We start from the raw sequence: 23,438 nt of genomic DNA, 5'->3' as shown, positions 1-23,438 counted from the left end.
CCGACGCGCGAGTGAACGACGACAAGGAGCACAGCATGGCGGGAACCGGTTACGACCGGCAGGCGGCCGAGGACTACCGCGCGGCCAGGGAGGTCCCCAGGGACGGCCTCGATGCCTGGCGTGCCGCCGTGGCCGAGGCGGTGCCGCTGGCGCCGGGGATGACCCTGCTGGACGTCGGCGCGGGCACGGGGGCCTTCGCCGACGCGTTCCACGCCTGGTTCGGCGTCACCGTGCTGGCGGTGGAGCCGGCCGAGGCGATGCGCGCGCTGATCCCCGCCTCCGCCGCGATCCACGCCCTCGACGGCCGCGCCGAGGCCCTTCCCGTTCCGGACGGCTGCGCGGACGCGGCCTGGCTCGGATCGGTCCTGCACCACATCGGCGACCTGGCGGCGGCGGCCCGCGAACTGCGCCGGGCGCTGAAGCCGGGCGCCCCGGTGCTGATCCGCAACGCCTTCCCCGGCCGCTGCGACCGTGACCTGCGGGTGCGGTTCTTCCCCGAGACCGCGCGGACGATCGACGGCTACCTGGGCGTGGACCAGGTCTGCGCGGTCTTCGCCGAGGCGGGCTTCGCCCGGGTCGGGCTGCACTCGCTGCCGCAGCAGAGCGCGCCCACCCTGCGCGCCTTCGCGGACGGGCTGCGCCGGGACGCGGACTCCAAGCTCCGCGCCCTCGACGACGACGCCTATGCCCGGGGGCTGGCCCGGCTGCGGGCCGCGGCGGACGCGGATCCCGAGGAGCCCGCCGTCAGTTGGATGGATCTGCTGGTGCTGGCCTGACCGCGGCGCAGGTGGGCGGTAGGTTGACCGGGGTTCGCGCCGAGCTGGGAGTGGCGAAAGCGAACCCTGGGGTTGCGTCACTCGTTAGAGTGAACTGACGCTGTGTGCATCAGAAGTGACGCATGGTTCGTAAGGATGGGCTGCATCCGAGATCGCGTCCGGGCACTCCGTAACAGGGGGTGAGCGCCCGTGCCGATTCTCTCCACACGTCCAGCCTTTCGTGGGGGTTCCACCATGCTCGTTTTCCGTCGTTCCGCCGCCGCCCTGGGCGCTCTGGCCGCCGTGGCGCTCGTCGCCGCCACCGGTCAGTCCGCCGTCGCGGACACCCCGCCGGCCGGTACGGCCTCCGCGGTGACCGCCCGGGTCGGCCTGGACGTCACGCTGCTCAACAGCGTGGACGTCCCGATCGACGTCAGCCTCAACGCCGTGCACGCCCCGCAGAGCGCGGACGGGAACCTGCTCACTGCCACCGTGCAGGGGCTCAAGGGCGGCGGGTCCGCTCCGCAGACCCTGGTCGACGCCGCGCTCGGGCACAGCGCGGCGATCGTCGACAAGGACGGCGCGCGCGCCTCCGTCGACCTGGTCACCGCGGACGTCAAGCTCCCCGGCCTGTTACTGCGCGACCTGCTGAAAGTGCAGGAGGTCAAGGCCTCGGCCGACTGCCCGGCGCACGGCAGGCCCAGCGCCGCGGTGAACGTCCTCGGCGACGTCACCGTCCTGGGCACCAAGGTCTCGCTGTCCGCGGTCGGCCCGACCCATGTGGCGGTGCCCGGCATCGGCGTGGTCGACGTCGAGTTCTCGCAGAAGGAGGTGACCTCGCGGACCGCGGCGGCCACCGCGCTCGGGGTGACCGTCACCGTCAACCCCGGCGGGCTGAATGTGCTCAAGGTCAGCGGCAGCGTCCAACTGGCCTCGGTGAGCTGCGAGATGGGCAAGCAGCACGGCGGCGGCACCCCGCCCGTGCACACCACCGCCCCCGGCGCGCCGAGCAGTTCGGCCGCCCCGACCACCGGCGCCGGGAACCCGCCGCCGCCCACCAGTGCACCGGCCGAGCCGGTGTCGGTGACCAGCACCGTGCCCGCCGGGACCGACGCCTCCCCGGCCCCGGCCAGGGTGGACCTGGCCGAGACCGGGGGTGGCAGCTCCGCCCCGATGATCACCGGAGTGGCGCTGGTGCTGGTCGGCGCGGGCACGGGGGCGGTGGTGCTGACCCGTCGCCGTCGCCGCACTCACTGACGGTCGGTCAGTAGGGATACTCAGCGGGAGAGCTGGACCGTGCGGGAGGTTCCGGGCAGGCCCTGGGTGAGGTCCACAGTGATCACCGCCGTGTCGCCGCTCAGCGCGACCCGGACGCCCGGGTCGTCGCCGAAGCCGCGGCGGAAGCGCGAGCGACCGGTCACGGTGACGGTCAGTGAGGTCCTGGTGCAGGTCGGGTCGCTGACGGCCAGGGTCAGCCGCTCGCCCTGCCCCCGGAGCAGCACCGAGGCCGGTGCGTCGACGGTGACCCCGCCGTTCGGCCGCCCCGCGCTTCGCCCCCCGTTTCGTCCCGCGGCGCCCACGGAGGGGAGAGCGCCTGCGGTGAAGAAGTTGGCCGCGGTGAGGCCGATCGCGGTGGAGTGGATCGCTTGCAGCGCCGGGGTGTTGGCCAGCACGGTGACATCCGGGTGGGCAGCGCGGTGGGCGGTGTCACGGGCGTTGGCCCCCGGCAGCAGCAGATAGACGTAACTGCCGCCGCTGGGGTCCACCCCGTGGTCCAGCCACAGCGTGGCGAAGGTCCGGGTGTAGGGGACGGTGGTGCCGCCGGTGCTCGCCCCGTTGTCGACGTCGGCCCAGGCGCCGGTCCGCTGCTCGCGCAGCGCCCGCAGGGTCACCGCCCCGGCGCTACCGGTCGCCCCGGTCGCCCCGTGCGGGAGGATATAGCCGCCGACGCCCTCCAGATGGGCCCAGCCCTGAGCGGCGAAACTGCCGCTCCAGCCGGGAGTGGACGGCTGCGCCGTGCCGTTGACGGTCAGCCGGTTCTCGCCCGCGGCATGCAGATTGCGGTTCTCGATCGTTGTCTCGACGGTGTGGCCGCTGCTGCCGGTGATCCCGGCGCCCAGCGCCACCACGCAGTCGTCCAGGCAGAACCAGGACTTCTTCGCCCGCAGCGGAGACCCGTACGGGACCAGGTCCATCCCGACCGCGCCCCAACTCCCGTCCAGCACCGCGCCGCCGGACCAGGTGGTCGGCGGCACCGTGGCATTGCCCGCGGTCAGCGCCGAGGGGACGGTGTCGGCGGTGACCCCGGCCAGCCGGGTGCTGTCGACGGTGGGCCAGAACACGTCGGTGTAGTGGCCGTTGTCGCGGTTGTAGAGGTAGGTCGCGCCGTCGCCGGTGTGCCAGCCGCGCAGGTTCTCGCCGTTGATGGACTCGAACCGGGCGACCCGGCTGCTGGACAGGCCGACCGTCCAGGCCCAGCCCGGACGGCGGTGGACCGCGCGTTCGATCGACGGCTGCTGGACGTGGTTCGGCCCCTGGTCGGCGGCGCGGACCTTGGGGTCGTCCAGCACGGACTTCACCAGGACCATCCGGGCCGGGGTCGCGCTGGCCTTGATCCCGGCGAAGGTCTCCCGCTGGATCCAGCCCTTGACCAGGGACTTCCAGCGCTTCTGCTGCTCCCGCGAGCCGACCGGCACCAGTCGGAGCACCGCCTCGGTGATGGCGTGCCCGGCGTCGTGGTCGGTCTCCAGCTGCCGTCCCAGGAAGCGTCCGCGGACCACGTCCATGACCAGGCCGTCATACATGAACGGGGCGTAGGTGAGGTCCACCGAGTCCAGGATCACCGCGAACTGCGGATCGTCGATCGGCCAGCCGGAGCCGTTCAGCAGCAGCGAGAGCTGGCTCAGGTCGTTCAGCAGGACATAGGAGTAGTGGCCGTTGTAGGGGACGTTGCCGTGCTGGATGTAGCCGCCGTCCGCGTAGTAGCCGTCGGAGGCGGTGACGTAGGGGAAGATGTCGGACAGCTTGTCGCGGCCCAGTGCGATCAGGTCGCCGTCCTTGGCCAGGATGCCGCGCAGGATGGTGATCTGGCACATGTCGGAGCGGTTGGCGCCGGTGGTGAGCACAGTGCCCTGCTGCTGGTGGGTGGGGTCCGGGACGAAGTGCGCCACGGTGGCCAGGTAGGAGGCGAGGTCGGCCGGCGCGACCTGGTCGCCGAGCACGGCGCAGGCGTTGACCAGGGCCTGCGGGGCGCCGATCTCCCAGTGGTACCAGTTGCCGACCTCGGGCGAGGCGGGGTGGTAGTAGGCCGAGCCGATCAGCCGCAGCCCGGCCAGCACCGGGGCCAGCACGGCCGGGTCCTGGTAGTAGGCGGAGCCGGGGGTGGCCCAGGCGATCGAGGTGTCCCGGAGCCGGTAGTAGGTGCCGCTGCCGTTCTCGACCTGGGTGAACGGCAGGTCGGTGTAGACGGACGCCGGTGCGGCGGAGGTGTCGTAGAGCGCGATGGCCGCGGCGGCGACCGCGTCGATGGTGGCGATCGCGGTCAGGTAGTCGGGATCGGTGGGGTCGACCGCGCTGCCGCCGGTGAGGATGTCCGACCAGACCCCGCGCAACTGGTCGAAGGCATCGGGAGCGGTGGCGTCGGGTGCGGTGGCCTGCGATGCGGCGGGGGTCGCGGCGGTGGTCTGCCGGGTGGCGGCGTCGGCGGGGCCGGCTCCGCCGACGCCGATCAGGGCGGCCCCGGTCACGGCGGCGCCCGCGCCGAGGAAGTGGCGGCGGCGCAGCGGTGCGGCGAGAGGCGTGGTGCTGTCGTCCATGCGTGCGTCCTCGTTGACGTCGGGTCAGGGTGAGGACATCACACGTCCGCACCATGACAAGAGTCAAGGAGTTGGACAAGGTTCATGGATGTGAACGGCAGGGAGGTTGGGGTGAGGCTAGAGCAGCAGCGCGGTCAGCGCTTCGAAGAAGGCATCCTGGGTGGCCTTGTCGCGGACCGCGATCCGCAGCCAGTCAGGGCCGAGACCTGGGAAGGTGTCCCCGCGGCGGACCGCGAAGCCGGTGCGCCGCAGCCGCTCCCGGACGCCGGTTGCGTCCGGCATCCGGATGAGCACGAACGATGCAGCGGGCTGACCGTAGGTCAGAATGCTGGGAATCTCCGCCAGTCGGGACAGCAGATACGCGCGGTCCGCCGCGGTGTCCCTGGCCGCCTGCTCCGCCTCGGCCAGCGCGGCCGGGGCGCAGCAGGCCTCGGCCGCGGCCAGCGCGGGCGTGGACACCGGCCACAGCGGCTGTGCGGCCGACAGTGCGGCGACGATCCGTTCCGGCGCCAGCGCGTAGCCGATCCGCAGCCCGGCCAGGCCCCAGGTCTTGGTCAGGCTGCGCAGCACCACCAGGCCCGGCAGGTCGCCGCGCCCGGCCAGGCTCTCCGCCTCGCCCGGCACGGTGTCCGCGAAGGCCTCGTCCACCACCAGCACCCGTCCCGGGCGGGCCAGCGCGGCCAGGTCGGCGGCCGGGTGCAGCACCGAGGTCGGGTTGGTCGGGTTGCCGACCACCACCAGGTCGGCGTCCTCGGGCACGGCGGCCGGGTCGAGCCGGAACCCGTCCTCGGGGCGCAGCAGCAGCCGCTCCACGGTGTGCCCGGCGTCGCGCAGGGCCGCCTCCGGCTCGGTGAACTGCGGGTGCACCACCACCGCGCGGCGCGGCCGGACGGTCCGTGCGAGCAGTACGAACGCCTCGGCGGCGCCCGCGGTGAGCAGCACCTCGCCGACCGGGCGGCGGTGCCGCCGGGCGACCGCGGCGCGGGCGGCGCGGCCGTCGGGGTAGGCGGCGAGGTCGGTGAGGGCGGTCGACAGCAGCGAGCGCAGCCACGGTGGGGGCGTGCCCGCCCGTACGTTCACCGCCAGGTCGACCAGGCCGCCGCCGACCTCGGTGTCGCCGTGGTGGCGCAGGTCGGGGTCGGCGGCGGGGTGGCCGGGCGCTGGGTGGCCGGGCGCTGGGTGGTCGGCTGCGGCCTCAGTGGACATGCGGGTGTGGGCCGTGACTGTGGGACGGGTCGTCAGGATGGTGGTGCGGGCGCTGCTCCGCGCCCACGCGGTCCTCGAAGCCGGGCATGGCGACACGATAGACGCAGGTGTCGCAGTTCATCCGCAGATCCCCGGCCAGAGCCTCGCGGTAGCGGGTGAGCACCAGTTCGGCCAGCTCCTCGGTGGGGCCCATCACCGCGGCCTGGCGCAGGTCGGTGCCGGGGTGGGCGGCGGCCCAGTCGGCGGCCTGGCGTGCGACCCGTTCCGGGAGGATGCCGGTGAACAGGAAGTACGGCAGCACCACGATCCGCTCGGCGCCGAGCAGTCGGCAGCGGTCGAGCCCGGTGCTGACGTCCGGCGCGGCGAGCGAGACGAACGCGGTCTCCACCCCGGCCAGGCCGCGTCCCTCCCAGAGCAGCCGGGCCGCCTTGACCACCTCGGCGTTGGCGTCCGGGTCGGTGGAGCCGCGGCCGACCAGCAGCACCGTGGTCCCGGCCCGCAGTTCGCGCGGCAGCACCTCGTCCAGGCGCCGCTCCAACACGGTCAGCAGCGAGGGGTGCGGGCCGAGCGGCCGTCCGTAGGAGAAGGAGGTGCCGGGGTGCCGCTCCCGCTCGCGGACCAGCGCGGCCGGGATGTCGCCCTTGGCGTGTCCGGCCGAGACCAGCACCAGCGGCACCGCGGCGAAGCGGCGCGCGCCGTCCGCGACCAGGGCGGCGACGGCGTCGGCGAGCGGGGGCGGCGACAGCTCGATGAAGCCGCCGCCGACCGGGGTGTCCGGGAGGCGGTCCCTGAGCCCGTCGACGAAGGAGCGGAACGCCTGCGCACCGGCCTCGTCACGGGTCCCGTGGCCGACCACGAGCAGGGCCGGGGGAGTCATCAGGGAGCGGGGCACAGGAAGGACTCCTCAAGGAGGGGGCGCCGGCGCGGGAGCGCAACGGGGGAGGGGAGGTCGCGCGGACGCGTTCGCGTCGGCGTTCGGGGGAGGGACTGCGGGCGTGAGGCGGGCCTCGCGTGCGAGCCGGGCTTCGGGGGTGGAGCGCCGCGTGGCGGCGGCGCGGTCACGTCTGCCACCGGTAGCCGCGCGGGGTGACCATCCGCCCGGCGACCGCACGGGTCGCGGTGTTGCCGACCACCACCACGGTGGTCATGTCGACGGTGGTGACGTCGAGTTCGGCCAGGGTGGTGACGGTGCTCCACTCGTCCGGGCGGGAGATCGCATGGGCGACGCCGACCGGGGTCGCCGGGTCGCGGTGCTCGGCGAGCAGGCCCAGCGCCTTCGGCAGCTGCCAGTCGCGGCCCCGGCTGCGCGGGTTGTAGAAGGTGACCACCAGGTCGGCCTCGGCGGCGGCCCGCACCCGGCGCTCGATCACCTCCCAGGGGGTGTGCAGGTCGGACAGGCTGATCGAGACATGGTCGTGCCCCAGCGGCGCGCCCAGCAGCGAGGAGGCGGCGAGCGCGGCGGTCACCCCGGGCACGCCGACCACGTCGATGTCCGGACCGGCCTCGGCCAGGGCGGGCGAGGCCATCGCGTAGACGCCGGCGTCACCGCTGCCGATCAGGGCCACCGCGTGGCCCTCCGCCGCGAGTCGGACCGCGCTGCGGGCCCTGGCCTCCTCCGCGCCGAGGCCGGTCTCCTCGATCCGGGTGCCGGGGCGCAGCAGGTCGCGGACCTGGTCCAGGTACTGGTCCAGGCCGACCACGACGGAGGCCCGGCGCAGTTCCGCGCGGGCGCGCGGGGTGAGCAGGTCCCGCGACCCGGGGCCGAGCCCGACCAGGGCGAGCCGGCCCCTGGGGGCGCGGCGGACGACCGCCACGGTGGCCATGGCCGGACGGCCCTCGGGGGCCGACTTGCGCTTGGCGACCAGGAGTTCGCCGCCGCCGACCAGGGCCGCGGCCTCCGCCACGCTCGGTGTGCCGACGGCGGCGAGCGGCGCGGACGAGGGGTTGGGCACGGGGACGGCGGCGAGCCGCTCGGCCGGGTGGGCGACCAGCTCGACGCCCAGCGCGGTCGCCGCCGCGAGCAGGGCGGGTTCGTCGGCCTTGGCGTCCACGGTGGCGAGGCAGCTGACGGAGTGCCGGCTCAGCCCGGCGTCGGCGAGCGCCGCCTCCACCAGCCCGAGCACCTCCTCGACCGGGGCGCCCCGGCTGGCCCCCACCCCGACCACGAGGGTGCGCGGACGCAGCGTCACCGTGGCGGGGGCTGCCGGGTCCGCCTGGCCGAGCCGGTCGGTGACGGCGATGACCGGGGCGTCCGCCGGGGCGTCGGCGCCGACGTTGGCGGGGAGGGCGGGGAGCGGGTAGGTCGCGTCGGCGGCCAGGCGGACCGGGTCGCCGTCCAGCAGGGCGCGGGTGACCGCGGCGAGATCGCCCTCGGTGTGCCAGCCCAGGGTGTCGAGTCCGGGAACGCCGGTCGCGTCCGTGGCGGTGGTCACCACCGGGGTCGCCCCCAGCGCCGCGGCGACCACTCCGGCCAGCGCGTTGGCGCCGCCGCCGTGACCGCCGAGCAGGGCCACCGCGAAGCGGCGTCCCTCGTCCACGCAGACCACGCCCGGGTCCCCGCGCTTGTCCGTGAGCAGCGGCGCGGCCAGCCGCACCACCGCGCCCGCGGCCAGGAAGCAGACCAGCTGCCCGCACTCCTCCCAGGCCCGCGCCAGCGACGCGGCGACCGTGCCCTCCTCGTAGAGCACGCAGCCGCCGACGGACTCGGCGAGGTCGAGGGCCGCGCGGCGGCCCGCTGCGGTGGCGGCGATCAGGCCGATCATGCGAGTTCTCCTGACAGGGGGTCGACTCTGGTTCCCCAGAGCACGAAGACGGGATTGGCGGCGGCCAGCCGGGTCACCTCACCGGGCAGCGGGGCCAGCCGGGAGGCCTGCAACTGCACGCCCTCCGCGGTGAACCCGGCCGCGAGCAGGGCGGTCCGCACGCCGGGCAGCCGGTCCACGGCGACCAGAGTCACCACCACCGTCCGCCGGGCCCGCCCGGCGCAGGCGGTGACGATCGCGGGCAGATCGGCTCCGCCGCCGCCGACGAACACCGCGTCGGGTTCCGGCAGCGGGTCCAGCGCCTCCGGGGCGCTGCCGTGCACCACGGCGACGTCCACCCGGTGCGCGGCGGCGTTGGCGCGGATCCGGGCGACGCCGTCCTCGGCCCGCTCGACCGCGACGACCGCCGCGCCGAGCCGGGCGCACTCGACCGCGACCGAGCCGCTGCCCGCGCCGACGTCCCAGACCAGCTCGCCCAGCCGGGGGCCGAGCCGGGCCAGCGCCAGCGCCCGCACCTCGGCCTTGGTGACCAGCGAGTCCCGGTGCTCGAACGCGTCCTCCGGCAACCCCCAGCCGCCCTCGGCGACCGGCACCGCCCCGGCCACCACCCGCATCGCCCCGACACCCGAGCCCAGGCCCGAGCCCGCGCCCGTGCCACCCCCGCCCGCGCCGTCCACGCCCAGGCACAGCACCACATGCACCCCGGGCCAGTCCCGCCCCGCCGCCTGAGCGGGCGTCACCCGCTCCACCCGCTCCCCGGCGGAGCCCAGGTCCGTGGCGACCACCAGCTCGCGTTCCACCCCCGGCGTCGCCAGCAGCGCCGCCCCGATCTCGGCGGGCCCCGCGCCCGGCGCGGTCAGCACCGCGACCTTGCGCTGCGCGCGGCAGACGTTGAACGCGGTGCGCGGGTCCCGGCCGTGCGCGCTGACCACCACCGCGTCGTCCCAGGGCAGCCCGAGCCGGGCGAACGCCCCGGCCACGCTGCTCACCCCGGGCCGCACGTCCAGCGCCCCGGGCCCGAACCGCTCGGCCAGGCACCGGACGACGCCGAAGAAGCCGGGGTCGCCGGAGGCCAGCACCACGGCCGGTCCCTCGGTCGCGGCGAGCCGGTCCAGCGCCGGTGCGAGCGGGCCGAGCACCACCGCCCGCGGCTCGGCCGGATCGACTCCGGCCGCCAGCAGGTGCCGTCGCGCGCCCAGCACCACTGCTGCCCCGGCGATCAGCCCGGCGGTCGCCGCGCGCCCGTCGCCGGCCGCCTCCGGACCGAGAACGGTGATGCCGGCGCGGGCCGTCACTGCGCCGCGTCGCGCAGGGCGCGCCGCGCGGCCGGGTCCGCCCGGCGGAAGCCGTGGAAGTGGCCGGGGTGGTAGAGGTGGGAGCGGGTGCCGGTCGCCGCGAGCGCCGGGCCGACCAGGAACAGTGTGTGCTTCCACAGCCGGTGCTCCTTGACCGTGGCCTCCAGCGTCTCCAGCGTCCCTTCGAGCACCAACTCGTCCGGCCAGGTGGCCTGGTAGGCGATGACCACGGGCGTGTCCAGCGGGTAGCCGCCCGAGGTCAGCTCCTCGACCAGCTGCTTGGTCCGGGCGGCGGAGAGGAAGACCGCCATGGTGGTGCCGTGCCGGGCGAAGTCGCGGACCTCCTCACCGGGGGGCATCGGCGTCTTGCCGCCGCCCAGCCGGGTCAGGATCACGCTCTGCGCCACCTCGGGGATCGTCAGCTCCCGCTGGGCGATGGCGGCGACGGCGGCGAACGAGGACACCCCGGGCACGATCTCGGTCTCCAGGCCGAGCCCGCGGCAGCGGTCCAGCTGCTCCTGCACCGCGCCCCAGAGCGAGGGGTCGCCGGAGTGGATCCTGGCCACCTTCCGCCCCTCGGCGGCGGCCCGCTGGTAGACCGCGAGCACGTCCTCCATCGGGACCAGCGAGGAGTCCAGCACCTCGGCGTCCGGACGGGCGTGCTCCAGCACCTCGGCCTGGACCAGGCTGGCGGCCCAGATCACCGTGTCGGCCTCGGCTATCGCGCGGGCCGCACGGAACGTCAGCAGGTCGGCCGCGCCAGGACCGGCGCCCACGAAGGTCACTCTGCCGACAGGTCGATCGCTCACAGCTTGCCTCCACGGCGGGTTCGGGTCGCGGGTGCGATCAGGGTCGAGAGGTAGGGGAGCGGGCCGTCCAGCGGGTGCCCGGCCGGGCGGATCCGCTCGTCCGGCAGCCCCAGCGCGGAGCCCCAGACCGCGCTGCCGTCCCGGCCGGTCTCCCGCAGCGCGGCGCCGACCTGGCCCGCGAGCCGTCCGAACTTGTAGGCGACGACGGTGCCGGGCCCGGCCAGGGCGTCCCTGAGCACCTCGGAGCCCGCGGTGACCGGGACCAGGGTGAGCGGTTCGGTGCCCTCGGCCAGGACGGTGCCGCTGCGCGCGGCCAGGTCCTGCATCGCGGTGATCCCGGGGACGGTCTGCACCACCAGCCCCGGCAGCAGCGGGACCAGGGTCTGCGCGAGGTAGGTGAAGGTGGAGTAGACGTTGGGGTCGCCGATCGTGGCGAAGGCCACGTCGCCGTGCTCGCGCAGCAGTTCGGCGACCCGGGCGCCCGCGGCGTCCCAGGCGGCCTCGCGCCGGGAGCGGTTCTCGCGCTCGTTCAGCGCGAAGACGATCCGCTCGACCCGGGCGGCTGTCCCGGCGTCGTCGAGGTGGTGCAGCACGGTGGCCTCGGCGCGGCCGGTCTCCCCGCTGTCCAGCACCGGGACCACGACCGCGGACGCCTCGCGCAGCACCCGTACCGCCTTGACGGTGACCAGCTCGGGGTCGCCGGGGCCCATCCCGACGCCGGTCAGCCGCGGGGGCGCGGCGGGGCTCACCACGGTGCGGGCAGGCAGCGGCGGACGAGGGCGCGGCAGCGCATGGGGACAGTCCTCACTCGGGGTCCGCGCCCCGTGTCGTGGTGACGGCGGCCAGAGTTCCTGGCTCGCGGACGACCGCACCCGGTGTGACGGGGCCGCCGCCCGGTGACAGTGGCGGGACCGCGCCGGAATCGCACCGGACTTCCTCATCATTGCCGCCGTATCAGGCCTCGAAATCCCACCACGCCCGCCGGTGTCCGGTCAACCGGACGCCGGGGTGGCGGGCTGTGGGATGACCCACGTCCGCGGTTCCCGACCGGGTGGCGTTATCGCTGATCACCGGCGCGGAAGCGGATCCTCCCGATACGATCGGGTCAGTGCCGAGCGGTGCGGACCGGCGATGCGTGTGAGGTGGGCATGACCTTCGGCGTGCAGAGCGGTGCTGACCAGGTTCCGCCGTCCCGGGCCTGGGCGAGATCGGGGGAGCTGCCGGCCGAGGTCACCAGCTTCGTCGGCCGCGCGGACGAACTGGCCGCGGTCGAGCGGCTGCTGACACGGGCGCGGATGGTCACCCTGACCGGGCCCGGCGGCGTCGGCAAGACCAGGATCGCCCTGCGCACCGCCGCCGCGCTGCGCGGACGGGAGCAGAACCGGCACCGCGACGGCGTGGTGCTGGTCGAGCTGTCCGCCCTCAAGGACGCCGAACTGCTGCCCCGCGCGGTGTGCGTGGCGCTGGGGATCACCGACCAGACCGTCCGTCCGCCGCTCGACCTGCTCACCGAGCACCTGGCCGAGCGCTCGCTGCTGCTGGTGCTGGACACCTGCGAGCACCTGGTGGACGCCTGCGCCATGCTCGCCGACCTGCTGCTCAGGGACGCCCCCGGGGTCAGCATCCTGGCGACCAGCCGGCAGCCGCTGGACGTCCCCGGCGAGCACACCCTGGTGATCCCGCCGCTGCCGGTGCTGCCGGAGGCCGCGGACGGCGGGGCGGCGGTGGCGCTGTTCGCCCAGCGCGCCGCCGCGGTGCTGCCCGGCTTCGCGCTCACCGAGGCCAACCGGGCCGACGTGCTGGCGCTGTGCCGCCGCCTGGACGGCATCCCGCTGGCGATCGAACTGGCCACGGTGCGGCTGCGGGCGATCCCGCTGGAGCGGTTGGCGGCCCGGCTTGAGGACCGCTTCCGGTTACTGACCGGCGGTCGGCGCACCACCCTGCCCCGGCACCAGACGCTGCGGACCACCATCGGCTGGAGCCACGAGCTGTGCACCCCGGAGGAACGGCTGCTCTGGGCCCGGCTGTCGGTCTTCGCCGGCAGCTTCGACCTGGCAGCGGTGGAGCAGGTCTGCGTGGGCGGCGAGTCCGGCCCGGACGAGGTGGTCGAGCAACTGATCGGCCTGGTCGACAAGTCGGTGGTGCTCCGGGTCGACGAAGCGTCAGGAAGCACCCGCTACCGGCTGCTGGACACGATCCGCGAGTACGGCGGCGAATGGCTGGCGCAGACCGGCGAGGAACCGGCCGTCCGAGCCCGGCACCTGGAGCACTACCGGGCCGGGGTCCGCGACTTCCGCGCCCGGTTCCTGACTGACGATCAGGTCCCGCTGTTCCGCGGGCTGCTGGCCGAGATCGAGAACCTCCGCGCGGCGCTGGGCCACTGTGTCACCGAGGGGACGGCCGAGGAGGCGCTGGTCCTCACCACCGAGCTGTGGGAGTTCTGGGTCTGCTCCGGCCTGCTCGCCGAGGGCCGCTACTGGCTCGAACGCGCACTGGCCCGCTCGCCCGAGCCCACCGCGGCCCGCGCCCTCGCCCTCAGCTGGGGCGCCAACCTCTCGCTGTTCCGCGGCGACCACGACACCGCGCTGCCCGGCCTGCACGAGGCACTGGCCATCGCCGAGGCCCTGGACGACAACCGGCTGCGCACCCACGCGCACCACTTCCTGGCCCAGTCGGCCGGCTGGCGCGGCGACCACGACGCGGTCGGCCGGCACATCCAGGGCGTCTTCGGCTGCATCGAACTGGGCACCGACCCCACCGCCGAGGGGCTGATGATGCTGCACCTCGGCCTCAGCCGGCTGCTCTCCGGCGAGTTCCAGGCCGCCATCGCCGCCTTCGACCACGAGCTGGCGGTCCTCGCCGCCGCCCCGGGGGAGCGCTGGCTGCGCGGCTACCTGCTGGTCGGCCGGGCCCTCGGCCTTTACCACGACGGCACCAGCGCGGACTGCGCGCTGGCCGCCCAGGAAGCGCTCTCGGTCAAGGCCGAGCTGGGCGAACCCACCGGCATCGCCTACGCGTTGGAGGTGCTCGCTTGGCTCGCGGTGCGGGTCCGGCGGCATATCAGGGCCGCCTGGCTGCTCGGCGCCGCCGCGGTCTGCTGGAAGCGCTCGGGCCAACCGCTCAGCGGCGTCAAGGAGATGCGCGAGGTGCACGAGGCGGCCGAACGGACCGTGCGGGAGGCCCTGGGCGAGGAGCAGTACGCGGAGCAGACCCGGCTCGGGGCCGGCCTCGGCCTCGACCGGGTGATCGAGTACGCGCTCGCCGACGCCGACCTGCTGCTCCCCGCGCAGCGCGGCGAGCAGTCGCCCAACGCCGCGGACACGCTCACCCGCCGGGAGCGCGAGGTCGCCGAGCTGGTGGCCAAGGGGCTCTCCAACCGCGAGGTGGCCGAGCTGCTGGTGATCTCCAAGCGCACCGCCGACGCCCATGTCGAGCACATTCTGGCCAAGCTGGGCTTCTCCTCGCGCACCGAGATCGCCGCCGTGCTCACCCCACCGCGCCCACCTGCGTAGGTACGTACCAGCACAGATCTAGGTATACCCGGATCGGCCGGTTACCGATGCCCGCCCACCCGGTCCTGGGCGAGGCTGACACCACGTCGGGTCGCACCGGCTCCGTAACAGCAGGGAGTCCGCAAGGGTTTCTGGTCACGGTACGGGGGGCGACCCTGACGTCCGCCGCGGCGTCCGCGATTCAGGAGGGGCTCCCCCGGTTCCATCCGGACGGGGCGCCGCGGCGTGTCCCAGCGGTTCGCCCGACGGCGGTCCGCCCGGCTCCGACCAGGACCAGGACGTCGCCCATGACCGCCGCAGCTGCCGTCCCCCCCGACCCCTGCCCCACCGACGACGTGCTGCTCGGCCGGGGGCGCGAACTCGCCGCGCTCAGCCGCGCGCTGTTCGGCCAGCGGCTGGTCGCGCTGACCGGTCCGGCCGGGGTCGGCAAGTCGCGGCTCGCCGCGGTGGCCGCCGCCGCGGCTCCGCAGCTGCGGCCGTGCCGGGTGCGCAGCGTCGACCTGGGCGGGCTGCTCGCCCCCGAGCTGTTCACCAGCACGCTGGCCTACGTCCTGGACGTCCCCGCGCAGCGGGAGGGCTCCGAACTGGGCGCGCTGGCCCGGGTGCTGGCGAGCGAGCCGACGCTGCTGGTGCTGGACGGCTGCGAGCGGCTGCGCGGGCAGGCCGCGGCGGGCATCGAGTTCCTCATCGACAGCTGCCCCCAGCTGGTCGTCCTCGCCGTCGGCCGGTCCACCCCCGGCTCCCGCTACGAGCGGGTGCAGCGGCTCGACCCGCTGGCCGAGGGCCCCGCGGTCGCCCTGCTCAGCTCCCGTGCCCGGCAGTTCGGCGCACGGGCCTTCGTCCGCAGCGGGCACGAGCACCTGGACGCGCTGCCGCTGTGCCATCTGCTGGACCGCAATCCGCTGGCCATCGAGCTGGCGGCGGGACGGCTCACCGAGTTGACTCCGCGTCAGCTGATGTCGGAGGTCTCCCGCCCGGCCGGGCTGCTGGCACTGGGCTCGGCGGGGGCGGCGTCACGGGAGCCGGGGAGCGGTGCGGGGGGTCTGCGGGCGCTGCCCGAGCGTACGTTGCGGGAGGCCGCGGCGGCGAGCCATGAGCTGTGCACGGAGGAGGAGCGGACGCTCTGGGCCCGGCTCTCGGCGGTCCCGGTCGGCTTCGACCTGGCCGAGGCACAGCAGGCCTGCGGCGGACCCGAGTTGGACCCGCACACGCTGGAACGGGCGTGGTGCGGCCTGATCCGCAGCTCGGTCCTGGTCCCGTACGGGGCGGGGGCGCAGCGCTACCGGCTGCCGTTCCTGCTGCGCGCCTTCGGCCGCGAGCAGCTCCGCGAGCTCACCCGCTGAGGGGCCCCGGGCCGGGGCGGTCAGCGCGGCTCGCGGGGCAGCGCGCGGGCCGGGGTGGTGGTCAGCGCGCGGGCGGGGCCGGCGCGAGCAGGCGGAGCAGGCGGCTGGCGATCTCCGGGGCTCCGGACCAGTGCAGATGCAGGTAGGAGGCATGCAGCCGGGCGTGGGCGAACCCCTCCGTCCGCGACCCACCACCCTCACGCCACCCCCACGCTGCCGCCACCTCGGCCGGATCGTGGCCCGCGCTGCGGCCCGCGGCCACGCCGCGCCGGTCCGCACCCCCGCCCGGGGCTGAGCCGCCCCCGCCCACCCCGCCTTCGGCGCTTGCGCCGCCCGCGCTGGGGGTGGTCACGGTTCGGTGGAACTCGTGGCCGTTGAGGCGGGTGCCGGTGGCGGCCAGGGGGCTGTCGGTGAGGGCCACCGCCTCGCGGTAGCCGAGGGTGAGCCGGTCGGTCATCCGGGCCTCCAGGTCCAGCACCCCGCACATCGGCGCCCCGTCCAGCGACCGTCCCAGGTACAGCAGCCCGGCGCACTCCGCCAGCAGCGGCGCCCCGGTCGCGGCCAGCGCCCGTACCGACTCCCGCAGCGCCGCGTTCGCGGACAGCTGCGCCGCGTACACCTCGGGGAACCCGCCGCCGATGACCAGTGCCGCGGCCCGCTCCGGGAGCTTCTCGTCGCGCAGCGGGTCGAACGGTGCGACCTCGGCCCCGGCCGCCGCCAGCAGTTCGGCGTTCTCGGCGTAGGAGAAGGAGAACGCCGCTCCGGCCGCCAGCGCCACCACCGGCCGCCCCGGGACCGGCCCGCCGCCCGAGGCGATCTCGGCGGACGGATCCCACGGTGCGTCAGCCAGCGGCGGCGCACTGCGGGCCAGCGCCAGCAGCGCGTCCAGGTCGACGCCCGCGCGGACCAGCTCGCCCATCTCCCGCACCGCCCGCACCGCCTCGGCGTCCCGCTCCACCGCCGGGACCAGGCCCAGGTGCCGACTCGGCGTGGCCACCCCCGGCTGCCGCCGGATCGCGCCGAGCACCGGCACGCCGCCGCCCTGCTCCAGTGCCTCCCGCAGCATCTCCTCGTGCCGGTCCGAGCCGACCCGGTTGAGGATCACCCCGCCCAGCCGCAGTTCCGGGTCCCAGGAGGCGAACCCGTGCACCAGTGCGGCCACCGACCGGCTCTGCGACGACGCGTCCACCACCAGCACCACCGGCGCCCGCAGCAGCTTCGCCACCTGCGCGGTGGACGCGAACTCGCCGCGCCCGGCCGCCCCGTCGAACAGCCCCATCACGCCCTCGACCACGGCGACGTCCGCCCGGTCCGCCCCGTGCAGCAGCAGCGGCGCCAGCCGCTGCGACCCGCTCAGGAAAGGGTCCAGGTTGCGTCCGGGACGGCCGGTGGCCAGCGCGTGGTAGCCGGGGTCGATGTAGTCGGGCCCGACCTTGTGCGGCGAGACCACCAGCCCGCGCGCGCTGAGCGCGGCCATCAGCCCGGTCGCCACCGTGGTCTTGCCGCTGCCGGACGCGGGCGCGGCGAGGACGACGCGGGGGAGTGCGGTGCTGCTCATGACGGACTGTCTACCACGCGGTCTACCACTCGATCCCGCGCTGGCCCTTGCGGCCGGCGTCCATCGGGTGCTTGACCTTGGTCATCTCGGTGACCAGGTCGGCCGCGTCCAGCAGCGGTTGCGGGGCGTTGCGGCCGGTGATCACCACGTGCTGGTTGCCGGGCCGGTCCTTCATCACCGCCAGCACCTCGTCGGTGTCGATCCAGCCCCAGTGCAGCGGGTAGGTGAACTCGTCCAGGACGTAGAAGCGGTAGGTCTCGGCCGCGAGGTCGCGCTTGACCTGCTCCCAGCCCTCGCGCGCGGCCTCCTCGCTGTCGGCGATGTCCCGCTGGACCCAGGACCAGCCCTCGCCCATCTTGTGCCAGGCCACCGTCCCGCCCTCGCCGGTGCCGCCCAGCACCCGCAGCGCGTGCTCCTCGCCGACCTTCCACTTCGCTGACTTGACGAACTGGAACACCCCGATCGGCCAACCCTGGTTCCAGGCCCGCAGCGCCAGCCCGAAGGCGGCCGTGGACTTGCCCTTGCCGGGGCCGGTGTGGACGGCCAGCACGGGCTGGGTCCGGCGCTGACGGGTGGTCAGCCCGTCGTCGGGCACGGTGGTCGGCTGTCCCTGCGGCATGGCTACGCCGCCTCCCTCTGAATCGTGCGGATCATCCCGGTCATGCTGTCGGCGGCCAGCGCGTCCAGCCGGACCGCCTCCCCGCCCAGGTGCCCCGCCAGCTCGGCGGCAAGACCCAGCCGGACCGGCCCGCTCTCGCAGTCCACCACCACTGCCGCGACCCCCTGCGCGGCCAGCAACCGGGCCGCGCGCCGGGCGTCCGGCAGCGCGTTCGGGCCGCCGGTCGCCCGCCCGTCGGTGACCAGCACCAGCAGCGGACGGCGGCGCGGGTCGCGCAGCCGTTCCAGCCGCAGCGTCTCGTGCGCGCGCAGCAGCCCTGCCGCGAGCGGCGTGCGGCCACCGGTCGGCAGCTGCTCCAGCCGGGCCGCGCCGACCTCCACCGACGAGGTCGGCGGCAGCGCCAGCACTGCCTCCGCGCCCCGGAAGGTGATCATGCCGACCTTGTCCCGCCGCTGGTAGGCGTCCATCAGCAGCGACAGCACCGCGCCCTTGACCGCCGACATCCGCTGCCGCGCCGCCATCGACCCGGAGGCGTCCACCACGAACAGCACCAGGTTGGACTCCCGCCCCTCCCGCACCTGCTCCCGGAAGTCGTCATGACGCAGTCGCAGCGCCCGTCCGTCGCGGCCCCGGGCCAGCTGGTGCGGAGCCGCCGCCTGGATCGTCGCGGCCAGGTGCAGCCGCTGCAGCGCCCCGGTGGGCCGGGCCGCCCGGACGGTGTGGCCGCCGCTGTCGGTACGGGCCTTGGACCGCCGCCCGCTCGCACCCTCGCCGGTGCCCGGCACGGTCAGCAGCCTGGTCCGGTACGGCGACGCGGCGGGGGCGGCCGGCTGCGGCGGGACCGGCCCGCTGCGCGGGTGCCCGGAGGGCGGCTGGTCGGCGGACTCGCCGGGCTCGGCCGACCCGCCGCCGTCACCGGGGGCGTCCTGCCCGCCGCCGGACGGTCCGTCAGGGCCGCCGCCGTCCGGGCCGCCGCCTTCGGGCCCGCCGCCGTCAGGGCCGCCGCCTTCGGGCCCGCCGCCGTCCGGGCCGTCGGGATCGGGCTCGGGGTCCTCCCCGGCCGACTGCTCCAGCGCGTCCTCCAGCTTCTCGTCGTCCAGCCCCGGCGCGTCGAACGGATTACGCCTGCGCCGGTGCGGCAGCGCCAGCCGCGCCGCCGTCCGCACGTCCTCGGTGAGGACCTCGGTGCGGCCGTTCCAGGCAGCGAGCGCGGTGGCGGTTCGGGCCATCACGATGTCCGCGCGCAGCCCGTCCACCTCGAAGCTTGCGCAGACGGCGGTGATCTGACGCAACGCACTGTCGGAGAGTCCGACCTGCGGCAGCAGGGCCTGCGCGGTGGTGATCCGCGCCGCGAGCTCCTTCTCCGGCTGGGCCCAGCGCTCGGCGAAGCCGTCCGGGTCGGCGTCGTAGGCCAGCCGCCGCCGGACCACCTCGGCCCGCTCGACCGGTTCCCGGGTCGCGGCGACCTCCACGGTCAGCCCGAACCGGTCCAGCAGCTGCGGACGCAGCTCGCCCTCCTCCGGGTTCATCGTCCCGACCAGCAGGAACCGCGCCGCGTGCCGGACCGAGACGCCCTCGCGCTCGACATAGGACTGCCCCATCGCGGCGGCGTCCAGCAGCAGGTCGACCAGGTGGTCGTTGAGGAGGTTGACCTCGTCGATGTAGAGCACGCCCCGGTGCGCCGCTGCCAGCAGCCCCGGCTCGTAGGCCTTGACGCCCTCGGCGAGCGCCCGCTCCAGGTCCAGCGAGCCGACGATCCGGTCCTCGGAGACGCCGACCGGCAGCTCCACCAGCCGCGTCGGCTGCTCCCGCACCACCGACAGGTCGTGCGGCCCGTCCGGGCAGCCCGGGTCCGGCGCGGCCGGGTCGCAGGCGAACCGGCAGCCGCCGACGGCGGCGATCGACGGCAGCAGCCCGGCCAGCGCCCGGACCATCGTGGACTTGGCGGTGCCCTTCTCGCCGCGCACCAGCACCCCGCCGACCTGCGGGGACACCGCGTTCAGCAGCAGCGCGAGGCGCAGGTCGTCCATGCCGACGACCGCGGTGAAGGGATAGCGGGCGCTCATTCGTTCCCCTCCAGGTCGCCTTCGAGCTCCAGGTAGGTGGCGCGGAGCCGGTCCAGGGTGTCCTGGTCCGGTTCGGCCCACAACTGCCGTTCGGCTGCCTCCAGCAGGCGTTCGGTGACGCCGCGCAGTGCCCACGGATTGGACTGCTTCATGAACTCGCGGTTCTCGGGGTTGAAGACGTACTCGCTCGCCAGCTTCTCGTACATCCAGTCGTCCACGACCCCCGCCGTGGCGTCGTAGCCGAACAGGTAGTCCACCGTCGCGGCCATCTCGAAGGCGCCCTTGTAGCCGTGCCGCCGCATCGCCGCCATCCAGCGCGGGTTGACCACCCGGGCGCGGAACACCCGGTGCGTCTCCTCGCCCAGGGTCCGGGTCCTGACCTGGTCGGGTGTGGCGCTGTCGCCGACGTACGCCTCGGGGGAGGCTCCGGTCAGGTGCCGGACCATCGCCACCATCCCGCCGTGGTACTGGAAGTAGTCGTCGGCGTCGACGATGTCGTGCTCGCGGGTGTCGACGTTCTTCGCCGCCACCGAGATCCGCCGGAACGCCCGCTCCATGTCGCCCCGCGCCGCGCGCCCGTCCAGGCCGCGCCCGTAGGCGTAGCCGCCCCAGACCGCGTAGACCTCGGCCAGGTCGGCGTCGCTGCGCCAGTTGCGGGCGTCGATCAGCGGCAGCAGGCCCGCGCCGTAGGCGCCCGGCTTGGAGCCGAAGATCCGGGCCGTCGCGCGCCGGTGGTCGCCGTGCTCGGCGGCGTCCGCCTCCACGTGCGCACGGACGTAGTTGACGTCCTCGGGCTCGTCCAGCGCCGCCACCGCCCGCACCGCGTCGTCCAGCAGCGCCACCACATGCGGGAAGGCGTCGCGGAAGAAGCCGGAGATACGGACCGTCACATCCACCCGGGGGCGGCCCAGTTCGGCGGCCGGGACGATCTCGAAGCCGGTCACCCGGCGCGAGGCGTCGTCCCAGACCGGGCGGCAGCCCAGCAGCGCCAGGATCTCGGCGATGTCGTCGCCCTGGGTGCGCATGCACGAGGTGCCCCAGACGGTCAGCCCGACCGAGCGCGGGTAGCCGCCGGTGTCGGCCAGGTAACGGGCCACCAGCGAGTCGGCCAGCGCCTGCCCGACTTCCCAACTCAGCCTGGACGGAATGGCCTTGGGGTCGACCGAGTAGAAGTTCCGCCCGGTCGGCAGCACGTTCACCAGCCCGCGGGTCGGCGAGCCGGACGGACCCGCCGGGACGTAACCGCCGCGCAGCGCCCGCAGGATGTGGGTCAGCTCGTCCGTGGTCCGGGCCAGCCGGGGCACCACCTCCTCGCAGGCGAACTCCAGCACCGCGACCGCGTCCGGGTTCTGACGGCCCAGCACCTCGCCCACCAGGCCGGGCGCCGCCGCGGCGTCCCACCCCGCCCGCTCCATGCCCTCGGCGAGCCTGCGGCACAGCGCCTCCAGCAGGTCCACCGCGTCGGCCGCGCTCCGGGACGGACCCTGCACCAGCGCGGTCAGCTCGGCCGGGAGCTTCACCGGGGCGCCCGGCTCGGCCAGCAACTCCTTTTCCACCAGCCCGAATTCGGCCGCCAGGGCGGCTCGCAGACCGGGCAGCGCATCGGCCGCCCCGCCCCAGATCTGGGCTGCCCGCAGCACCGCGAGCACCAGGTTGACCCGGGCCTCGTCCACCGGTCCGCCGCCGAGGATGTGCAGCCCGTCCCGGATCTGCACGTCCTTGATCTCGCAGAGGTAGCCGTCGATGTGCATCACGAACTCGTCGAAGGCGTCCTCGTCCGGCTGGTCGTCCACATGCAGGTCGTGGTGCAGCTCGGCGGCCTTGACCAGGGTCCAGATCTGCGCCCGGACGGCCGGGGCCTTCGCCGGGTCCAGGTCCTTGACCAGCGCGTACTCGTCCAGCAGCTGTTCCAGCTTGGCCAGGTCGCCGTAGGTGTCGGCCCGCGCCATCGGCGGGACCAGGTGGTCCACGACGGTGGCGTGGCCGCGCCGCTTGGCCTGGGTGCCCTCGCCGGGGTCGTTCACGATGAACGGGTAGACCAGCGGCAGTTCGCCCAGCACCGCGTCCGGCGCGCAGCCGGCCGAGAGTCCGAGGCCCTTGCCGGGCAGCCACTCCATCGTCCCGTGCTTGCCCAGGTGCACCACCGCGTCCGCGCCCCAGGACTGCTCCAGCCAGCGGTAGGCGGCCAGGTAGTGGTGCGACGGCGGCAGGTCGGGGTCGTGGTAGATGGCGATCGGGTTCTCGCCGAAGCCGCGCGGCGGCTGGATCATCAGCATCACATTGCCGAACTCCAGTGCCGCCAGCACGATGTCGCCGTTGTCGACATAGAGACCGCCCGGCGGCTCGCCCCAGTGCTGGAGGATGCCGTCCCGCAACTCCGGCTCCAGCGCGGCGAACCACTGCTGGTAGTCGGCCAGCGGCACCCGGGCCGGGGCGGCGCGGAGCTGTTCCTCGGTCAGCCACTCGACGTCATGGCCGCCCGCGGCGATGAGTCGATGAATCAGTTCGTCACCGCCTGATGGATAGTCAGCGACGGTGTAGCCGGCCTCGCGCAGTGAGTCCAGCAGCCGCACCGCCGAGGCCGGGGTGTCCAGGCCGACCGCGTTGCCGACCCGGGAGTGCTTGGTCGGATAGGCGGTGAAGACCACGGCGATCTTCTTCTCGGCGTTGGGCCTGTGCTTCAGCGCCGCGTGCCGCAGCGCGATCCCGGCGACCCGTCCGGCCCGCTCGGGATCGGCGGCGTAGACCGGGATGCCGTCCGGGCCGGGCTCCTTGAAGGAGAACGGCACGGTGATCAGCCGGCCGTCGAACTCCGGGATGGCCACCTGCATCGCCGCGTCCATCGGCGACAGCGCCGCGTCCGAGGCCTCCCAGGCCGCCCGGGTCGAGGTCAGGCACAGGCCCTGCAGGACGGGGATGTCGAGGTCGGCCAACGCGCCGATGTCCCAGGCCTCTTCGGCCCCTCCCGCTGACGCGTCCGCGGCGACCGCACCTCCCGAGGCCAGCACCGTGGCGACCACCGCGTCGCACCGCCCCAGCAGTGCGAACAGCTCGGCGTCGGCCCCGCGCAGCGAGCCGCAGAAGACCGGCAGGGCGTTGCCGCCGCGTTCCTCCACCGCCGTGCACAGGGTGTCCACGAAGGCGGTGTTCCCGGACAGCTCGTGCGCCCGGTAGAACAGCACCCCCACGGTCGGCCGGTCCGGGTCGAACTCCCGTGCGCCGCTGACCCCGTACTGCGGCATCGGCTGCGCCGGGGCGAAGCCGGAACCGGTCATCAGCACGGTGTCGGAGAGGAAGTGCGCCAGCTCGGCCAGGTTCGCCGAGCCGCCCTCCACCAGGTAGGTCAGCGCCTCGGCGACCACCCCGGCGGGCACCGACGACAGCCCCATCAGCTCCGCGTCCGGCACCGACTCGCCGCCGAGCAGTACGGTCGGCACCCCGGCGGCGGCGATCTGCGCCAGCCCGTCCTCCCAGGCGCGGCGTCCGCCGAGCAGCCGCACCACCACCACGTCCGCGCCGTCGACCAGGAGCCGCAGTTCCTCGCCGACCGCGACCCGGGTCGGGTTGCCGATCCGGTAGTCCGCGCCCGAGGCACGGGCCGCCAGCAGGTCCGTGTCGGCGGTGGACAGCAGCAGTACGGTCGCCGCCGCCCCGGACTCGTCGGACTGTGTTGCGTCGTCCATCGGGACGGCCCCTCC

15 protein-coding genes and 1 riboswitch are annotated in these 23,438 nt (G+C 74.9%); of the genes, 4 read left to right on the top strand and 11 right to left on the bottom strand.

Translation table 11 applies throughout. The annotated features are described in order from the left end of the window. Nucleotides 1-35: 35 nt before the first annotated feature. Entirely contained in the window at nt 36-776 is a 741-nt protein-coding gene (locus ACEZDE_RS24535) for a class I SAM-dependent methyltransferase (protein ID WP_380539692.1), read from the top strand. 234 nt (nt 777-1,010) lie between these two features. After that, a complete protein-coding gene (locus ACEZDE_RS24530) occupies nt 1,011-2,012 on the top strand; it encodes an SCO1860 family LAETG-anchored protein (RefSeq protein ID WP_380539689.1) in 1,002 nt (333 codons plus the stop codon). 20 nt (nt 2,013-2,032) lie between these two features. Here the strand turns inward: ACEZDE_RS24530 and ACEZDE_RS24525 are convergent, their stop codons facing one another. The 7 genes from ACEZDE_RS24525 to cobI all read right to left on the bottom strand — a co-directional run bounded on the left by ACEZDE_RS24525 (nt 2,033) and on the right by cobI (nt 11,391). Then, complete coding sequence (locus tag ACEZDE_RS24525) at nt 2,033-4,570, bottom strand: polysaccharide lyase 8 family protein (RefSeq protein ID WP_380539686.1); 2,538 nt, start codon at nt 4,568-4,570, stop codon at nt 2,033-2,035. Between the two features lie 117 nt (nt 4,571-4,687). Then, nucleotides 4,688-5,776: an Rv2231c family pyridoxal phosphate-dependent protein CobC gene (gene cobC / locus ACEZDE_RS24520; RefSeq protein WP_380539683.1), complete on the bottom strand. Its 1,089-nt coding sequence runs from the start codon at nt 5,774-5,776 to the stop codon at nt 4,688-4,690. Continuing rightward, nucleotides 5,766-6,653 (bottom strand): sirohydrochlorin chelatase, encoded by an 888-nt coding sequence (locus tag ACEZDE_RS24515; protein WP_380539792.1) that lies wholly within the window; start codon nt 6,651-6,653, stop codon nt 5,766-5,768. The genes cobC and ACEZDE_RS24515 overlap by 11 nt, the downstream gene beginning before the upstream one ends. A 181-nt stretch (nt 6,654-6,834) precedes the next feature. Continuing rightward, nucleotides 6,835-8,538 (bottom strand): precorrin-3B C(17)-methyltransferase, encoded by a 1,704-nt coding sequence (gene cobJ / locus ACEZDE_RS24510; protein ID WP_380539680.1) that lies wholly within the window; start codon nt 8,536-8,538, stop codon nt 6,835-6,837. Continuing rightward, a complete protein-coding gene (gene cbiE, locus ACEZDE_RS24505; protein WP_380539677.1) occupies nt 8,535-9,833 on the bottom strand; it encodes a precorrin-6y C5,15-methyltransferase (decarboxylating) subunit CbiE in 1,299 nt (432 codons plus the stop codon). Before cbiE ends, cobJ begins: the two co-directional genes overlap by 4 nt. After that, nucleotides 9,830-10,642 (bottom strand): precorrin-4 C(11)-methyltransferase, encoded by an 813-nt coding sequence (gene cobM, locus ACEZDE_RS24500; RefSeq protein ID WP_380539674.1) that lies wholly within the window; start codon nt 10,640-10,642, stop codon nt 9,830-9,832. The genes cbiE and cobM overlap by 4 nt, the downstream gene beginning before the upstream one ends. Beyond that, nucleotides 10,639-11,391, bottom strand: a complete 753-nt coding sequence (gene cobI, locus ACEZDE_RS24495) for a precorrin-2 C(20)-methyltransferase (protein WP_380539789.1) — start codon at nt 11,389-11,391, stop codon at nt 10,639-10,641. Before cobI ends, cobM begins: the two co-directional genes overlap by 4 nt. A 74-nt stretch (nt 11,392-11,465) precedes the next feature. Beyond that, a riboswitch (cobalamin riboswitch) is annotated at nt 11,466-11,608 on the bottom strand. Nucleotides 11,609-11,790: 182 nt separating this feature from the next. On the opposite strand from cobI, the gene ACEZDE_RS24490 reads away from it, so the two are divergent. Further along, entirely contained in the window at nt 11,791-14,154 is a 2,364-nt protein-coding gene (locus tag ACEZDE_RS24490; protein WP_380539671.1) for an ATP-binding protein, read from the top strand. A 287-nt stretch (nt 14,155-14,441) separates the two neighbouring features. Beyond that, nucleotides 14,442-15,497, top strand: coding sequence for a hypothetical protein (locus tag ACEZDE_RS24485; protein ID WP_380539668.1), 1,056 nt, complete (start codon nt 14,442-14,444; stop codon nt 15,495-15,497). A 61-nt stretch (nt 15,498-15,558) separates the two neighbouring features. On the opposite strand, the gene ACEZDE_RS24480 is transcribed toward ACEZDE_RS24485, so the two are convergent. From ACEZDE_RS24480 to cobN, 4 genes are read right to left on the bottom strand one after another with little or no spacing between them, the layout of a single operon-like run. Then, a complete protein-coding gene (locus ACEZDE_RS24480; RefSeq protein WP_380539665.1) occupies nt 15,559-17,055 on the bottom strand; it encodes a cobyrinate a,c-diamide synthase in 1,497 nt (498 codons plus the stop codon). Nucleotides 17,056-17,077: 22 nt separating this feature from the next. Then, entirely contained in the window at nt 17,078-17,674 is a 597-nt protein-coding gene (gene cobO / locus ACEZDE_RS24475; RefSeq protein ID WP_380539662.1) for a cob(I)yrinic acid a,c-diamide adenosyltransferase, read from the bottom strand. A 2-nt stretch (nt 17,675-17,676) separates the two neighbouring features. Next, complete coding sequence (locus tag ACEZDE_RS24470) at nt 17,677-19,740, bottom strand: putative cobaltochelatase (protein WP_380539659.1); 2,064 nt, start codon at nt 19,738-19,740, stop codon at nt 17,677-17,679. Then, complete coding sequence (cobN, locus tag ACEZDE_RS24465; protein WP_380539656.1) at nt 19,737-23,423, bottom strand: cobaltochelatase subunit CobN; 3,687 nt, start codon at nt 23,421-23,423, stop codon at nt 19,737-19,739. The genes ACEZDE_RS24470 and cobN overlap by 4 nt, the downstream gene beginning before the upstream one ends. Nucleotides 23,424-23,438 lie beyond the last annotated feature (15 nt).

The sequence above is a fragment of the Streptacidiphilus cavernicola genome, assembly GCF_042510955.1.
In the GTDB taxonomy this organism is placed as follows: Bacteria; Actinomycetota; Actinomycetes; order Streptomycetales; family Streptomycetaceae; genus Streptacidiphilus; species Streptacidiphilus cavernicola.
Note: the sequence above shows the minus strand (reverse complement) of the source record. Positions and strands in the feature narration are given on the sequence as shown.

What these genes read in the sequence shown, in the direction of transcription:
- ACEZDE_RS24535 (WP_380539692.1), top strand. Translation starts at nt 36, where the DNA reads ATGGCGGGAACCGGTTACGACCGGCAGGCGGCCGAGGACTACCGCGCG.
- ACEZDE_RS24530 (WP_380539689.1), top strand. Translation starts at nt 1,011, where the DNA reads ATGCTCGTTTTCCGTCGTTCCGCCGCCGCCCTGGGCGCTCTGGCCGCC.
- ACEZDE_RS24525 (WP_380539686.1), bottom strand. Translation starts at nt 4,570, where the DNA reads ATGGACGACAGCACCACGCCTCTCGCCGCACCGCTGCGCCGCCGCCAC.
- cobC (WP_380539683.1), bottom strand. Translation starts at nt 5,776, where the DNA reads ATGTCCACTGAGGCCGCAGCCGACCACCCAGCGCCCGGCCACCCAGCG.
- ACEZDE_RS24515 (WP_380539792.1), bottom strand. Translation starts at nt 6,653, where the DNA reads ATGACTCCCCCGGCCCTGCTCGTGGTCGGCCACGGGACCCGTGACGAG.
- cobJ (WP_380539680.1), bottom strand. Translation starts at nt 8,538, where the DNA reads ATGATCGGCCTGATCGCCGCCACCGCAGCGGGCCGCCGCGCGGCCCTC.
- ACEZDE_RS24490 (WP_380539671.1), top strand. Translation starts at nt 11,791, where the DNA reads ATGACCTTCGGCGTGCAGAGCGGTGCTGACCAGGTTCCGCCGTCCCGG.
- ACEZDE_RS24485 (WP_380539668.1), top strand. Translation starts at nt 14,442, where the DNA reads ATGACCGCCGCAGCTGCCGTCCCCCCCGACCCCTGCCCCACCGACGAC.
- ACEZDE_RS24480 (WP_380539665.1), bottom strand. Translation starts at nt 17,055, where the DNA reads ATGAGCAGCACCGCACTCCCCCGCGTCGTCCTCGCCGCGCCCGCGTCC.
- cobO (WP_380539662.1), bottom strand. Translation starts at nt 17,674, where the DNA reads ATGCCGCAGGGACAGCCGACCACCGTGCCCGACGACGGGCTGACCACC.
- ACEZDE_RS24470 (WP_380539659.1), bottom strand. Translation starts at nt 19,740, where the DNA reads ATGAGCGCCCGCTATCCCTTCACCGCGGTCGTCGGCATGGACGACCTG.
- cobN (WP_380539656.1), bottom strand. Translation starts at nt 23,423, where the DNA reads ATGGACGACGCAACACAGTCCGACGAGTCCGGGGCGGCGGCGACCGTA.